At 43.1% G+C, this 13,830-nt stretch carries 12 protein-coding genes; 10 read left to right on the top strand and 2 right to left on the bottom strand.

Annotated elements, in window-relative coordinates; translation table 11 throughout:
* The first annotated feature begins 156 nt into the window (after positions 1-156).
* The 3 genes from AB4589_RS15510 to AB4589_RS15500 are packed head-to-tail and all read left to right on the top strand — an operon-like array spanning position 157 to position 2,029.
* Positions 157-468: a hypothetical protein gene (locus AB4589_RS15510; protein WP_372101038.1), complete on the top strand. Its 312-nt coding sequence runs from the start codon at positions 157-159 to the stop codon at positions 466-468.
* Positions 469-470: 2 nt separating this feature from the next.
* Complete coding sequence (locus AB4589_RS15505) at positions 471-1,181, top strand: OmpA family protein (RefSeq protein WP_009846879.1); 711 nt, start codon at positions 471-473, stop codon at positions 1,179-1,181.
* A complete protein-coding gene (locus AB4589_RS15500; protein ID WP_009846878.1) occupies positions 1,181-2,029 on the top strand; it encodes an HNH endonuclease in 849 nt (282 codons plus the stop codon). Before AB4589_RS15505 ends, AB4589_RS15500 begins: the two co-directional genes overlap by 1 nt.
* Before the next feature lie 212 nt (positions 2,030-2,241).
* Here AB4589_RS15500 and AB4589_RS15495 read toward each other — a convergent pair whose 3' ends face one another.
* Complete coding sequence (locus tag AB4589_RS15495) at positions 2,242-3,501, bottom strand: adenylosuccinate synthase (RefSeq protein WP_009846877.1); 1,260 nt, start codon at positions 3,499-3,501, stop codon at positions 2,242-2,244.
* A 119-nt stretch (positions 3,502-3,620) separates the two neighbouring features.
* Here AB4589_RS15495 and AB4589_RS15490 point away from each other — a divergent pair, with 119 nt between their 5' ends.
* Positions 3,621-4,532, top strand: coding sequence for a LysR family transcriptional regulator (locus tag AB4589_RS15490; protein WP_372101036.1), 912 nt, complete (start codon positions 3,621-3,623; stop codon positions 4,530-4,532).
* A 195-nt stretch (positions 4,533-4,727) separates the two neighbouring features.
* The gene (locus tag AB4589_RS15485; RefSeq protein WP_009846875.1) at positions 4,728-5,642 is read left to right on the top strand and encodes a LysR family transcriptional regulator; all 915 of its coding nucleotides are present in this window, start codon (positions 4,728-4,730) and stop codon (positions 5,640-5,642) included.
* Between the two features lie 67 nt (positions 5,643-5,709).
* Here AB4589_RS15485 and AB4589_RS15480 read toward each other — a convergent pair whose 3' ends face one another.
* A complete protein-coding gene (locus AB4589_RS15480) occupies positions 5,710-7,227 on the bottom strand; it encodes an arylsulfatase (RefSeq protein WP_372101042.1) in 1,518 nt (505 codons plus the stop codon).
* A 373-nt stretch (positions 7,228-7,600) separates the two neighbouring features.
* Here AB4589_RS15480 and dmeF point away from each other — a divergent pair, with 373 nt between their 5' ends.
* The 5 genes from dmeF (at position 7,601) to AB4589_RS15455 (ending at position 13,740) form a co-directional block, all read left to right on the top strand.
* Positions 7,601-8,587, top strand: a complete 987-nt coding sequence (dmeF, locus tag AB4589_RS15475; RefSeq protein ID WP_372101034.1) for a CDF family Co(II)/Ni(II) efflux transporter DmeF — start codon at positions 7,601-7,603, stop codon at positions 8,585-8,587.
* Positions 8,565-8,981, top strand: coding sequence for a MarR family winged helix-turn-helix transcriptional regulator (locus AB4589_RS15470; RefSeq protein WP_009846872.1), 417 nt, complete (start codon positions 8,565-8,567; stop codon positions 8,979-8,981). The genes dmeF and AB4589_RS15470 overlap by 23 nt, the downstream gene beginning before the upstream one ends.
* A gap of 613 nt (positions 8,982-9,594) precedes the next feature.
* Positions 9,595-11,319 carry a methyl-accepting chemotaxis protein gene (locus AB4589_RS15465; protein ID WP_372101040.1) on the top strand — a complete coding sequence of 575 codons (1,725 nt, stop codon included), beginning with the start codon at positions 9,595-9,597 and terminating at the stop codon, positions 11,317-11,319.
* Positions 11,320-11,601: 282 nt separating this feature from the next.
* Positions 11,602-12,600 carry a DHH family phosphoesterase gene (locus tag AB4589_RS15460; RefSeq protein WP_372101032.1) on the top strand — a complete coding sequence of 333 codons (999 nt, stop codon included), beginning with the start codon at positions 11,602-11,604 and terminating at the stop codon, positions 12,598-12,600.
* 219 nt (positions 12,601-12,819) lie between these two features.
* A complete protein-coding gene (locus tag AB4589_RS15455; protein ID WP_372101030.1) occupies positions 12,820-13,740 on the top strand; it encodes a LysR family transcriptional regulator in 921 nt (306 codons plus the stop codon).
* Positions 13,741-13,830 lie beyond the last annotated feature (90 nt).

Raw genomic sequence — 13,830 nt, 5'->3', positions numbered from 1 at the left:
TGACTGGAGCAGATCAGTTCAGCTGCTGAGTCGATTAAGAATACGCTAAAAGATTCGGTTGATGATCTAAATAGCCAGCTGAGTTCATTAGTTAAAGGTACAAAGAGTGATGTTAAGAACATTGGTGACACATTAGTACACGTTGACAAAGAACTTATGAAAAAGCATCGAGAACAGCTTTCCAAAAGTAGCGACTTTGCAAGTGAGCATCACGAGTTGTTAATTGAGCAAATCAAACAGTTAGTGGAGATGCAAACCAAATCTGCGTTAAAAGTGGGTGAGCACATCAATCAAAGTTTGCTTGATAACTCAAAGGAGTTTGAGCAAGGGATTCAGGATAAGCTGAGTCGAGTGTTGACGGATTTAGGTAGTGGTTTGGTTCAAATTACTCAGCAATTTTCTGAAAACTATCGCCAATATGAGCAAGAATTCACTCGTAAAAGTATTGAACATGAAGAGATGGTATAGCCATGCATCAAGATTTATTTAGTCCAGACGCAGAAAGTTCAGAATCGAGTCATTGGCTCTCGGTATCTGATCTAATGGCAGGTTTGATGGTGATCTTCTTGCTTATTAGTGTCGCCTTGATGAATCGTATTGATGTGGAAAAACGCGTGATAAAGGCAATGGACATAACTATTAGTGAAGCCCAAGTTCGTATTCACCAAGCTCTAGAAAAGGAATTCACGCAAGATTTCGATAAATGGCAAGTGGAGCTTGCGGCGGATAAATCGCTTAGTATTGATTTTTATGCTAAACCCTATCACTTTGTATCTTCAGAATCCGAATTATCTCCCGCGTTACTGAGTACTCTGAAAGTGTTCTTCCCTCGTTACATTAATGTGCTAGAGCAATACCAAGATGATATTCAAGCAATTCAGATTGAAGGACATACTTCTTCTTATTGGGAGGGTTTGAACTCATTTGAGGCATACAAACAGAATATGATGTTATCTCAGAATAGAGCGAGTGCTGTATTCGAAAAGGTAGTGAACTTTGACGGGATATTGGAGCAGCATGGCAGTTGGGTGATGAAAAAGCTCGCGGCATTAGGTTATGGGCCTGCTCAACTGCGTTTTCATGCAACTGGTAAAGAAGATTCAAGTCGTTCTCGAAGAGTGTCATTTAAGGTCATAACTAAATCGGAAATCAAAGCCAAAGAGATTTTGGAGAAGCTATAATGCTGGATTTGGATTTGAGAGAGTTTAGTGCCCTCGTTGAAGGAATTACTTCTTCACCGCCCAAAAAGTTAGTATCGATAAGCTTTGAGCCTGTCGATTATTCGAGAGTATTAGAAAACTATCAGCACGCGCGAGTGATCGGAGAATTTGATAAAGAGGTTTCCGTTTACAACGACTTATTTCATTACGATGGACATGGAGTAATTGTTTATATAAAGGAGCATGTTGATCTGGAACTTGTAACTAAAGACCCCTATACGCATGGAAAAAAATACCATTTAACTAATTGCTCTACAGTCCAAATCGAAAAAAAACAGAATCGATTTGGTCGATTTGTTGCGTTGCAATATACCAACGAGCTTATGCCAATTTCTGATAGTAAGGGGAAACAAGCTGAAGCCATGCTTTGCGTGTGTAAGTCGTGTATGAGGGAGTTAAAATTCAGACCTTATTTGTTAGCGAAAGGTGAGAGTGAAAAGGAACGTATTTGTCGCGAGTTTGATCTTGTTGAGTTTTTAAAAAAGCGTGATTGCTACTTTCCCGATGAATATCTACCGATAAGGCTCGCTGAATACAGTTCATTCTCTTATGCGGGGAATTGGCGCGAGATGAGCATTAGCTATAGAGCGAGCCAGCAATACTGCTGTGAGCAATGTAGAGTCTCTTTAGTAACGCGTAAAACGTTGCTGCATACCCATCATATCGATGGTGTGAAGTCGAATAATTCTGTTAGAAATCTGATGGCACTTTGCAAGGAGTGCCACAGTAAACAACCTAACCACGGCAATATAAAGCTTTCAGAGGAAGAGTTGTCTGACCTGAAAGAACTAAGGTGCGCAAGTACTTAGGCCTTTCTAGTTGGTTTTATAAGAGGGTTGATGCGGACTTTTTAGTGAGGAAGTGCAAACTCTATGAATGCAGTGCCTATTTCGGCGACGTGTATAAAAAACTGTTAAATCGAGCTTTATCGTTCAGAAAAGTTAAAATTGGTGATACTTGATTTTTATCAATGAGTATTTCAGCCTAAACAACCGCTTTAGCTGAAATACTCGATAGAGCTCTAACCTCGAATGATCATTTGTTCGCGCTCTGGACCTACTGATACCATCACGATTGGCACGCCCATCAACTCTTCGATACGCGTAACGTAATCTTGTGCTGCTTGAGGAAGGCTCTCAAACGTGCGGCAGCCAGTGATGTCTTCATCCCAGCCAGCCATATCTTCATATACAGGCTTTAGTTCAGCCGTTTGTGGCCAAATCGGGTTCTCAGTGTGCTCTCCTGAGTAAGCGGTACAGATCTTAAGTTCAGACAAACCAGACAGGCAGTCAATCTTAGTCAGTGCGATTTCCGTTGCAGCTTGCAGGTCAACACCGTTGCGAGTTGCTACCGCGTCGAAGTAACCCATATCACGTGGGCGGCCTGTTGTTGCGCCGTATTCGTTAGAGCTTTCGCGGAAGCTGTCTTGCTCTTCCATTGCAGTCACTAGCGTACCAGTACCTACAGATGAGCTGAACGATTTAGCAACAGCAATAACTCGCTCGGGGCGAAGGGCAGGTAAGCCACTACCGATACCCGCGTATGCAGCGGTTACATTTGAAGATGTCGTCCAAGGGTATTCACCGTAAACAAGGTCACGGCCTGCACCTAACTGAGCTTCGAACAGTAAGTTCGCGTCTTGCGATTGCAGTGCTTTAAGCGGCTCAGTTACGTTGCAAATGAATGGGCGCCAAGCTTTAGTCACTTCAAGTAACCATTCTGTCATTTCAGAAGCAGTCTGAGAGAAGTCACATTGTGGGTATAGCGCTTTAAGTTGAGGCATCTTCCAATCAAGTAAGAATTGAATGCGTTGCTCCAAAATTTCAGGTTGATTCAACCAGCCAACAAGAATGCCTTTCTTCATCACACGATCGCCGTAAGCGGGTGCAATACCTTGACGTGTTGAACCGTAAGCACCATCGCCTAAACGTTCTTCTTCAAGTGTGTCTTCAAGCGCGTGTAAAGGTAGACAAAGTGTCGCACGGTCTGAAATCGCCATTTTCACTTTGATGCCAGCTGCTTGTACTTCTGCAATTTCTTGAGTTAGCGCAGCAGGGCTGATCACCATGCCAGGGCCAAGAACTGCCGTACAATCAGGATTAAAAATACCACTAGGCAGTTGATGCAGTTTGAATGTACCGAAGTCGTTTACTACGGTATGGCCGGCATTGTTTCCGCCTTGAAAGCGAATGCTAGCAGAAGCTTGGTCTGCTAAAAAATCAACGATACGGCCTTTGCCTTCGTCGCCCCAGTTTGCGCCTACAACAACAATAGATGGCATAATTTTTCTCCTGACTGATTGAGAAATCATGTTAGGCCTACAAAGTGGATAAGAGAAATTAATTATCTTTATTATCTTGATAAGGATTTCATATATCATGAAAAAAACCTGGGAGGGATATGATGCTCGATATTAATTTGTTGAAGACGTTTGTGACGCTAGCGGAGTATAAGCATTTCGGAAAAGCAGCCAATGCACTGCATATGACACAACCCAATGTGAGTTTGCACCTAAAACAATTAGAACAACAAACACGCATAAAGTTGATAGAGAGAAGTCCATTTCAATTGACTCAAGCGGGTGAGCGGCTATTGGAAACTAGCAAAAGAACGCTACTCGAACTGCAGATTTGTCAGGCCGATCTCAACGCCATTAACGACCTTAAAATAGGGACGTTAACTATTGCCGTAAGTGACATCATTTCCCGATTCTTGTTGATTCGCCCGTTTCAGAAGTTCAAAGCGCAGTATCCGGGTATCGACCTAACGCTACTGAACACTACGTCATCTCAAGCATCGAGTTTAGTTAAGAACGCTCAGGCGGATCTTGGTTTTGTGATTGCGAAAGAGCAGCACAACGAGTCGCTCTATTTTACTAAGCTTCAAGAGCTTTCATGGTGTGCGTTAGGCGATGGCCTAGACATGCAATACTCTGATAGCAAGACAGGAAACGAGGTTAAAGATGACGATATAGAGACAGAACTCACATTGATTCTACTTGGCCACGATACGAGAACCCGTGACTTCATTGATGAAGGTTTACCAAGCCTTAATCTACCCAATCATAGAGTCATGGAAGTAGGGAGTGTCGATGCTCAAATCGACTGGGCAGAAGCTGGGTTTGGTGTCGCCATCATTCCTGAGTTTGCGATATCCACCAAGCAGCATTTGAATTCAAAGGTTACGCCATTGACCAATTTCTCTAGCACCAGCCTTGGCTATATCGTGAGGCAGAACCAAGTCTTATCTAAAGCGACAAAGCAGTTATTAGGCTGGGTGAATGATGAGATTACTCTGTTACAAAACAAATAAACGCCATCACTGACTTTGAGTTACCTGAGCCTGCCAAGTGTGGGCTTTTTGTGTTCTTGTTAATCATCGTTTTCTAGCATGATAATTCGTAGGTGACTTCCCAAAATAAAAGGGTCGCTAATGAAGTGCTTGGTTGATACGGTATAATTCAATGATATGAAAGTTAATTTAGTACGCGAGTTTGGTAAATAGAACATGAAAAACACTGATTTTAGTCTGATCCCGTATTTTGTTGTCATGATGGAAGAGCTCTCTATCTCGAATACCGCGAAACGTTTTGGCGTTACTCAGCCCGCAATTAGTAAGGCGCTTAACCGACTAAAAGAAACCTATGATGATCCGTTGTTTGTGAAAACAAAGGAAGGTTATAGACCGAGCAGTTTTTGTTATGACATCTACCCTCAGATAAAACAGGCCTACGATGCCTTTGAATCGACTTTTCCAAGTAAGCGAAAGTTCGACCCAACAAAAATTGAAAGGTCGTTTAATGTCGCTTGTATTAGTGGTGCAACTTATTCATTGATGAAGCGTGTATCCGATATCCTCTATGCGGAAACGCCAGATATAGGTCTTCATATTGACCCTTACTATACCGCAGACATCGTTCTAGACCTTCGCCAACACCGATATGATTTGTGTATAGTCCATACGCCTATCAACGATCCGGCAATGGAATGTATTCAGCTCTCTAACGAACCTATGGTGGTTGCTTATGATAAAAACCACCCTAGATTAGGGAACGAGATTACGTTGGAAGAATACCTTGAAGAGAAGCATGTTCTTCATAGTATGTGGGATACCAAAGAATCGCCGTTAACCAAAACCAGTAAGTATGCGAAAAGTAGAAAGGTTGCACGAAAGGCGCCTGGCCCATTTGAAATGCTTGATATGGTAAGAGGGACGGATTGGCTTTGTATTAGTCAGAAATCGATACTTGAAAGGTATGGCTTGCTGGATGATTTTAAGCTGTCGCCTTTACCGTTTGAATCGGATCTTGGTACTGAATATCTGGTGTGGCACAAGAGTCGTAATGCAGATATGGCGCATTCATGGTTTAGAAAAAAGATTGTTGATGCCTCACAAAAAAAGCCCCAGTGGGGCTTTAATTAGTCAGTTATCTTTAATGGTCGTTAGCCGGGTTATCTAGCTGTTGCTCCGCTGTTTAACCCTTGCTCCGCTATTTGGCGTTTTGTGCTTGCATTTGCTGAATTAGCTTTTGCATTTTTAGCGTGTTGTAATTGATCTCTGCGGCACTGAAGCCTTGGCCTTGTTGCATTGGGTAATCGTTTAGAGAGCCCATGAACTTAATCACTTCTTGAGACATTGGTACGAATAACCACATGTTGTCTACCATCCAACGAGTGTACATGCCAGATTCTTTCGCTGCGGTTTCAAACGGGTCCATACGTAGGTTCGTAATTGAAGCCCAAGCTGGAGCTTGACGGATAGCCGATTGCATTGTGCCTTCCATCATAGCGAAGCTTGCTTTCCAATCGTTCCAACGAAGCGCATTGAAGTCACCGTTTGCAGAGAAGTAAAAGATAGTTTCACGGGGTGACTTTTCAGCCTCTCCTTCAAAATATGGCATAAAGTTTGAGCCATCTAAGTGAACACGCCAATCTTTATTATTTAGAGAAACACCTTCTTTAAGGTCTTCAACGATAGAGTCATGACCGGCAGCAGCAGCTAGTGTAGGTAACCAGTCTTCTTGAGACATTAGCGCATTAACCGCAGAGCCAGGTTCGATTACACCAGGCCATTTCACGATTTGTGGAACACGCATGCCGCCTTCGTAAGTTGTGCCTTTTTCACCGTGGAAAGGAGATGTACCACCGTCAGGCCATGTGAACTTCTCTGCACCGTTATCAGTAGAAAGGATAACAATAGTGTTGTCAGCAACCTCTAAGCGTTCAAGAGTATCAAGTAGTGCGCCTACATTGTCGTCTAGTTGAGCCATACCATCTGCATAGATGCCTTGACCCGAAATACCGCTGTAATGTTCGTTCAGACGAGTCCAAACGTGCATGCGAGTCGAGTTGTACCAGATAAAGAAAGGCTTATCTTCTTTTACAGATTTCTCCATGAACGTGATAGCGGCTTCGGTAAAGTCCTCATCGATGTTTTCCATACGAGCGCGAGTCAGTGGACCCGTATCTTCGATTTTGCCATCAGAGGTTGCTTTAATAACGCCACGAGGCCCGTAGTTCTTTCTGAATTCTGGGTCTTTAGGATAAAAGTAGGTTTCAGGCTCTTCTTCCGCGTTTAAGTGGTAAAGGTTACCAAAGAACTCATCAAAACCATGGTTTGTAGGAAGGTGTTTGTCTTGATCGCCTAAGTGATTTTTACCGAATTGTGCCGTTGCGTAACCTTCTTCTTTAAGAGCATCACCAATGGTAGGAGCCCAGTCAGGAATCCCGTGTGCAGAACCTGGCATACCGATAGTAAGTAGGCCGGTACGGAATGGGTGTTGACCCGTCACGAACGAAGCACGGCCAGCCGTACAAGATTGTTGTGCGTACATATCCGTAAAAATAGCACCCTCATTAGCAATACGATCGATGTTCGGCGTTTCATAGCCCATCATTCCACGGTTGTATGCGCTAGTGTTGTAGTAACCAAGATCATCTGCCCAGATAGCAAGAATGTTCGGTTGGTCTGCCGCAGCGACGCCTTGAGCAACGCTGAGTGCGCTCATTGCTAACACGGTTTTGGTTAATTTAGTCAAGGTAAGGTCCTTTCTTTAGTTTCTATTTGTTTAGAAAGAAAATACCAATTTTGTATTAACTCAGAGGACTACTGGGTATGAATTCTAGTTACTTAGAAGAATAGTGGAGCCGTGATTAGGGCTAGTGTTTTACTCAAAATCAGAGACCTGCCCAGAGTTTACTTCTTGATTAAGTGAGCCTTATTCATTTTCGTCCCATTTCGAAAATCAAATTCGCCGTTGACAAACTTTGATGATCAAACTAAATTTCAACCAGTTGCTTTGATTGTCAAATTACTTGTCAATCAAAGGGATTTTGCTAACAACGATTATCTAACCACAAATACAAGTTAAGGACGCCATTTTGAGTTTTCCAACACGTCACCAACACAACTTTTCTTCACATAACAGCCAAGGTGAGAAACGCACGTTCTATGTCCTGTTATTGACCGTCGTTACTATGGTTGTCGAAATCGTTGCGGGTACTATTTATGGTTCAATGGCATTGCTTGCCGATGGTTGGCACATGGGAACGCATGCTGCAGCGTTTGGTATCACCTTATTTGCATACCGATATGCGAAGAAACATGCCGAGAGTGAACGTTTCTCGTTTGGTACTGGCAAAGTCAGCGTGTTAGGGGGCTACACCAGCGCGATTGCATTGGGTATTGTGTCATTATTGATGCTGGTGGAATCAGTGCATCGTTTATTTAACCCACAAGCGATTCAGTTCAATGAAGCGATCATCGTTGCCTGTATTGGTTTAACTGTGAATGTGGTGAGTATGTTTTTACTCGGCGATCACCATCATGATCACGGACACGAGCATGGCCACGATCATAGTAAGAATCACGGTCATTCACATAGCCATGATCACGACAGCGACCATAATCATAAGCATGGTGAGCACCATCATGACCATAACCTACGCGCAGCCTACATGCATGTGTTGGCGGATACGTTGACTTCACTGTTGGCCATTGTTGCGCTGCTGTTTGGTAAGTTTTACGGTTGGAACTGGTTAGATGCAGCAATGGGAATGGTTGGCGCATTTGTGATTGCTAAGTGGACGATGAACCTTATGAAACAAACCAGTCCAATCCTGCTTGATGAGAATATCCACCAAGATTATCGCGACTCAGTGACCGAAACCTTAACGCCTTATGCGTCGGTCACCGATTTCCATATGTGGAAGGTGAGTGGGCATCACTATTCAGCAGCAATTACTCTTGAATCAAACAGTGATAAAACCGTGTCTGAATATAAACAAATGCTCTCCAAGTTTGATAAGATTAATCATCTTACTCTTGAAGTGCATTCAAACGACCATGCGAAATATAGAACAGCTTAACCAAATACTGACTGAGTTCTACGATAAAATGTCTTCGTGGGAACAGTCTGTAGTCAAAGAGACGGGTTACTCCCTGGCTCAAGTACACACTATTGAAGTACTTGGTATGCATGGCGCGTTAAGAATGAAAGAGCTCGCTGAAAAGCTGGGCATCACCACGGGTACATTGACCGTTCAAATCGAAAAGCTGGTTAAAGCCGAATTGATTGAACGCCATGAACACCCAACGGACCGTCGTGCAATCGTGGTTGCTCTAACTGATGAAGGGCAGAAGATTCACGTTCACCACAATCAGCTTCACTTGAACCTAGTTAATGAATTAACGCAAGACATCGAAGAAGATGAGAAAGCGGTATTACTAAAGTGCCTATCTAAGATGGTAAAAGCGTTTTAGTCAGCCTTAAGTTCGAACCCTAACTTATTAGCTGCAAAGCAATTGATTAAGAAATCTAAAAATGGACCTGACTCGAATTGAGTAGGTCCATTTTTTCGCCGTTTTCTCTCGACTATACAATCACTAATCGATGGACTCATCGTTTCAAAAACAAGTCAAAACCTCCCAATATTGCTCTTCGTTCTTGCTCCGCTGATGAGCCAAAAAAATGTCATTCACAGCCGTCAGATCAATAATTGCCCAAACTGTTTTAATTCAAAGCCTTAATAGTAAGGCGTTCAGCTATTTATACCCCGTCAAATATCTGTCTCTCAGTTTTATAATTCTATTAATGTACATGTAGCGAAAATGTGTTATTGATTGATCTGTCGTTAATGGGTTGGGTCTTCTTTGTTTGAATGTATTGATGATGTCACTACTGGCGGGCAGGGCCGCTGCAAAAACTCAACCCCATTACTGATAAAAAATCATAACAATAACTCGATCGCACTAGCCGTATATCCATGCTTTGATGCGATCAATTAGATACTTATAGTTAATTTAGTAAAGACGAGCCATGTATATGAATATAAAGAAAAAGCTCTATTCGTTGGGGGTGTTCTCCATCTTCGGCATGATTTCATTGTTGTTTACCACATCTCAATTTGCGGACACCACCGCTAAAATGAGCGAAGCCAAACAAATTACCAAAGAACTTGAAGTGCGACTGCTCAACCTTCGTCGTAACGAGAAAGATTTCTTACTTCGCAGTGATCTGAAATACCTCGACAAGTTCGACGTAAATTACAAAAAATTCTTAGCGTCTGAATCTGAGCTTAATGCTGTGCTGAATGGTCTGGGTTTGGCCAACAGTACGCATTTGCGTGAAGATATCGAAACGTACCACACCAGCTTTGTTAACCTTGTTAAAGCCAGCCAAGTGTATGGACTAGCACGAGACAAAGGCTTGTTAGGGGAATTTCATGCTGTACTCGATAATATCAGTGCCACCGCGAGTGCTGAACAAAAAATTGAGCTGTATCTCTTCAATGATCTGATCGAGAAGGGTGAGTTCGCCCCAAGTGTTCTGTCTATTACTTCTAATGCGGGTGGCTCAGCTGCTTTGATAGAAGCAGCTCGTCAAGTCGTAGATCAGAAACGAGTGATAGGGTTAAAACATAACGAAGGGTTACTAGGGCAAGCGCGTACAGGTTCGCACGTTATCGAGACTCAATTCAAAGAATTCTCGGCCGTGTTAGATCAACAGGCACAGCAAGAGATGGATAAACTATCGCTGATCAACAACACACTTTGCGTCACACTGTTAGTGGCGATCATTCTATTCAGCTGGTTAATCGTACGTTCAATCATCGGTAAGATTGAATCTCTACTTACTGTGATCCGTAATATTGTCGACTCGAACGACGTGTCTATTCGTGCGACGGAGAATGGCAAAGACGAACTCGGTAAGCTAGGCGAATACTTCAATCAACTGCTAGATCAGCTTGAAGGGTTGATAGCAACGTCTCAATCTAAGTCGCATCAGTTGACACAAAGTACGTCGAGCATGCATGACGAGCTTGAATCGGTCATCAAACAGTTTGAAGTTCAAGCAAATCACACCTCAACAATGACAACTTCAGTGCAAGAGATGGTACTGACTATTGGGGAAATATCAGAAAGTACATCGGTTGCCGCTGAAGGCGTTCATCAAGCGAAAGTGAATGCCGACAAAGGTCGTGAAGTGGTGGTTGATACCATCAATAACATTACCCAGTTGTCTGAACGCCTTTCAAGTAGCCAAGATTCGATTAGTTCTTTGAATCACCATGTCGATCAAATTGGCAGTGCCGTTAACATTATCCAAGGTATAGCGGAACAGACTAATCTATTAGCACTGAACGCAGCCATTGAAGCCGCTCGTGCTGGTGAGCAAGGTCGTGGCTTTGCCGTTGTTGCGGATGAAGTCCGAGCGTTAGCAAGCAGAACGCACCAATCAACCACTGAAATCACCAGTGTAGTAACTGCAATCCAGAGCCAAATGAATGCTTCTATGACAGAGATTGGCGAGTGTAATCAACAAGGCCAGCTGACACTTAAAGATTCAGAAGAACTGGATGCAAGCTTGCAACTGATCTTGAGTGATATGGAAAGCATTCAAGGCAACTCAGAACGTATTGCTTCAGCGATTGAAGAGCAGGGTGCCGTAATGACACAAGTGAGTGACTCAATTACTGAGTTGAATACCATCTCGAATGATAACAACGCTTCGGCGCAGCATTGCTTGGTCGAAGTCGATAAAGTAGCTGAGCAAGCGAACGATATGGATCAAGCGGTAGCACAGTTCAAGACGTCATAAGACTGCTAGAGCAAGTTAGAAACCAAATATGTTAAGTATTTGAAACCCAAGGCGTGAGTTCTTAGAAAGCAAAGGCGTGAATTATTCGCGCCTTTTTTGTGCCTGAAGGATAGGCAAGTGCCTGAATCGATAGAAATAAGAATAAGGCATTACAAAATAGACTTAAGTATCTGTGGAATAAAACTAAAATAATGACAGACTAACGATGAACGAACGCATTGACGTGAGCCATATCTTTGGCGCGTTTCAAATAAACGTTAAATCTTACGGAAGAGGAACAGCATGCACTACGACGTATTCAATGGAGACGCAGACGGCATCATCGCGTTGTTACAACTGCGATTAAGTGAACCGAGAAAAAGCGTGCTCGTCACCGGTGTAAAGCGTGATATTAAGTTGGTTTCTCAAGTTGCCAGTCAAATCATAGATCCGGGCACTCCAAATGATGTCTCTTCCGTTACCGTTCTTGATGTGTCGATGGAGAAGAACCTGCCAGCATTGCACTCACTGTTAGATGCCAACATCGATGTGTTTTACTGCGATCACCATCGAACAGGGGACGTGCCAACCTCTGAGCATTTAGACACTCTGATAGACACCTCGGCAGAGAGTTGCACGAGTTTATTGATTAACCGGAAGCTAAATGGTGCACACGTAGCTTGGGCAATCGCGGCGGCCTTTGGTGATAATTTAAAAATAGTGGCCGCACAGTTAGCTGATGAAAATGGATTCGAACAATCACAAATTGAGTTCTTAGAAGAGCTAGGTACCTTGGTTAATTACAACGGCTACGGCACATCATTGAGCGATTTGCACTTCACGCCAGCTGAGCTCTACCAAACCCTTTATCAATATCCGAACCCGTTCGATCTTATGGATGACAAAGACTCGGTGTTTTATCGACTACGAGCTGCTTACCAAAATGACCGCCAGCAACTATCAAACCTTGCCCCTGTTTATGAAAGTAAAGTCGCACGTGTGTTTGAACTGCCCGGTGAGACTTGGGCAAGACGTATCAGCGGTGTATTTGGCAATGAGATCGTGAATCAAGATCCAAACCGAGCGCAAGCAGTATTAACGAAAAACCAAGATGGCGAATCTTATACTGTTAGCCTAAGAGCACCACTATCCAATAGAACAGGCGCAGATGAAATTTGCTCTAGCTTTGTAACTGGTGGAGGAAGAAAAGCAGCGGCTGGCATTAATCAACTTAGCGAACTTGATAGAGGGAATTTCATTTCACTGTTGGACGCTTATTATTCGCCAAGTGTTGAGCGCTAACGAAAATAGCAGCGAGAGTGAATAGGGGAAAGAGAGGCCATTTGGCTTCTTTTTTTGTGTCTAAAGTCACCCAAATAAGCCTTTCAAAAACTTAGTTAGCATCAAATTCGGCACTTCACATTGTATGACATCAAAGTAAGAGTGATTATCAATTGTATTAATTCTGGGGAAATAGCACTATACGCATATTGAATCTTCAGTATTTTGAATATCCTTATAATGAATCTTGCCCAGGTCGACCTTAACCTACTCGTTATTCTTAAACACCTTCTTGAAGAGAAGCACGTATCAAACACAGCCTTGGCGTTGGACATGAGCCAACCGACGGTGAGTCGTTCACTACAAAAACTACGAACGGTATTCAACGATGACTTGTTAGTCCGCGCAGCCTATGGGTATGAATTAACCCCGAAAGCAGAAGTCATTAAGACGGACCTCAACTCTGTGCTCACACGCCTTGAGAAATTGGTCCATGGAGACGTATTTGAACCGCAGACGAGCAATAGTACCGTTCGGTTCTTTGGCTTGGTTCCGCAAGTCTCGCATTTGTTACCAAAAGTCGTGGCACAAATCCGCAAGCAAGCGCCGAATATGGTTGTCGATATCGACTCGATTCCTAAACGACACTTTGAACCTCTGTTATCAGGTGATGCGCACTTTGTATTGTCGACGCATGAACCATTAAGTTCTGAACAAAACTTGTATCGAATGTTCGTAATCAGTCGCGATTATCGGTTATTAATGAGCAAAGACCACCCTCTGGCGGATAAAGAGATCACCGTTGATGATTTATTGAGTAGCCAACTCGGCCAGATCTCACTGCAAGGGGATAAGAAGCTCTCGATTGAAAGTCGTTTCAAAGATTTGGGCTTGATCGATAAGCAGCGTCAGCTATCGATACCGATTCAACTGTCTAACTTTAACGTCGCTCCAGATATGGCTGAAGCGACCGATATCATCTTTCACCTGCCGACACCTTTTGCTCAACAAGCAGCAAAACAGAGAAACCTTGTTTGTAAACGCGTACCCAAAGCGATCAGGAGCCCATCAGAAGACGTATATCTCTACTGGCATAAACGTTTCCACAATGACCCTATGTGTCGTTGGATTCGTGAACTATTTAAAGAGACATACTCCTAAATTATCTGGCACATGAATGTTACTGGCTCAATGCTAATGAATTGAATATATTTTGCCTGCATTATTTGATAAATGAATAATCATAATGAA

The sequence above is a fragment of the Vibrio sp. 10N.222.49.A3 genome, from assembly GCF_041475145.1.
Taxonomy (GTDB): Bacteria; Pseudomonadota; Gammaproteobacteria; order Enterobacterales; family Vibrionaceae; genus Vibrio; species Vibrio tasmaniensis_A.
The sequence above is the reverse complement of the archived record's forward strand: the minus strand, read 5'-3'. Positions and strand labels throughout refer to the sequence as shown.

Bases quoted from the DNA above. Each gene is read 5' to 3' on its own strand.
- AB4589_RS15480 (WP_372101042.1), bottom strand. From the start codon at position 7,227: ATGAGCGCACTCAGCGTTGCTCAAGGCGTCGCTGCGGCAGACCAACCG.
- AB4589_RS15495 (WP_009846877.1), bottom strand. From the start codon at position 3,501: ATGCCATCTATTGTTGTTGTAGGCGCAAACTGGGGCGACGAAGGCAAA.
- AB4589_RS15460 (WP_372101032.1), top strand. From the start codon at position 11,602: ATGCACTACGACGTATTCAATGGAGACGCAGACGGCATCATCGCGTTG.
- AB4589_RS15485 (WP_009846875.1), top strand. From the start codon at position 4,728: ATGAAAAACACTGATTTTAGTCTGATCCCGTATTTTGTTGTCATGATG.
- AB4589_RS15505 (WP_009846879.1), top strand. From the start codon at position 471: ATGCATCAAGATTTATTTAGTCCAGACGCAGAAAGTTCAGAATCGAGT.
- AB4589_RS15470 (WP_009846872.1), top strand. From the start codon at position 8,565: ATGCGAAATATAGAACAGCTTAACCAAATACTGACTGAGTTCTACGAT.
- AB4589_RS15500 (WP_009846878.1), top strand. From the start codon at position 1,181: ATGCTGGATTTGGATTTGAGAGAGTTTAGTGCCCTCGTTGAAGGAATT.
- AB4589_RS15455 (WP_372101030.1), top strand. From the start codon at position 12,820: ATGAATCTTGCCCAGGTCGACCTTAACCTACTCGTTATTCTTAAACAC.
- AB4589_RS15465 (WP_372101040.1), top strand. From the start codon at position 9,595: ATGATTTCATTGTTGTTTACCACATCTCAATTTGCGGACACCACCGCT.
- AB4589_RS15510 (WP_372101038.1), top strand. From the start codon at position 157: ATGAAAAAGCATCGAGAACAGCTTTCCAAAAGTAGCGACTTTGCAAGT.
- AB4589_RS15490 (WP_372101036.1), top strand. From the start codon at position 3,621: ATGATGCTCGATATTAATTTGTTGAAGACGTTTGTGACGCTAGCGGAG.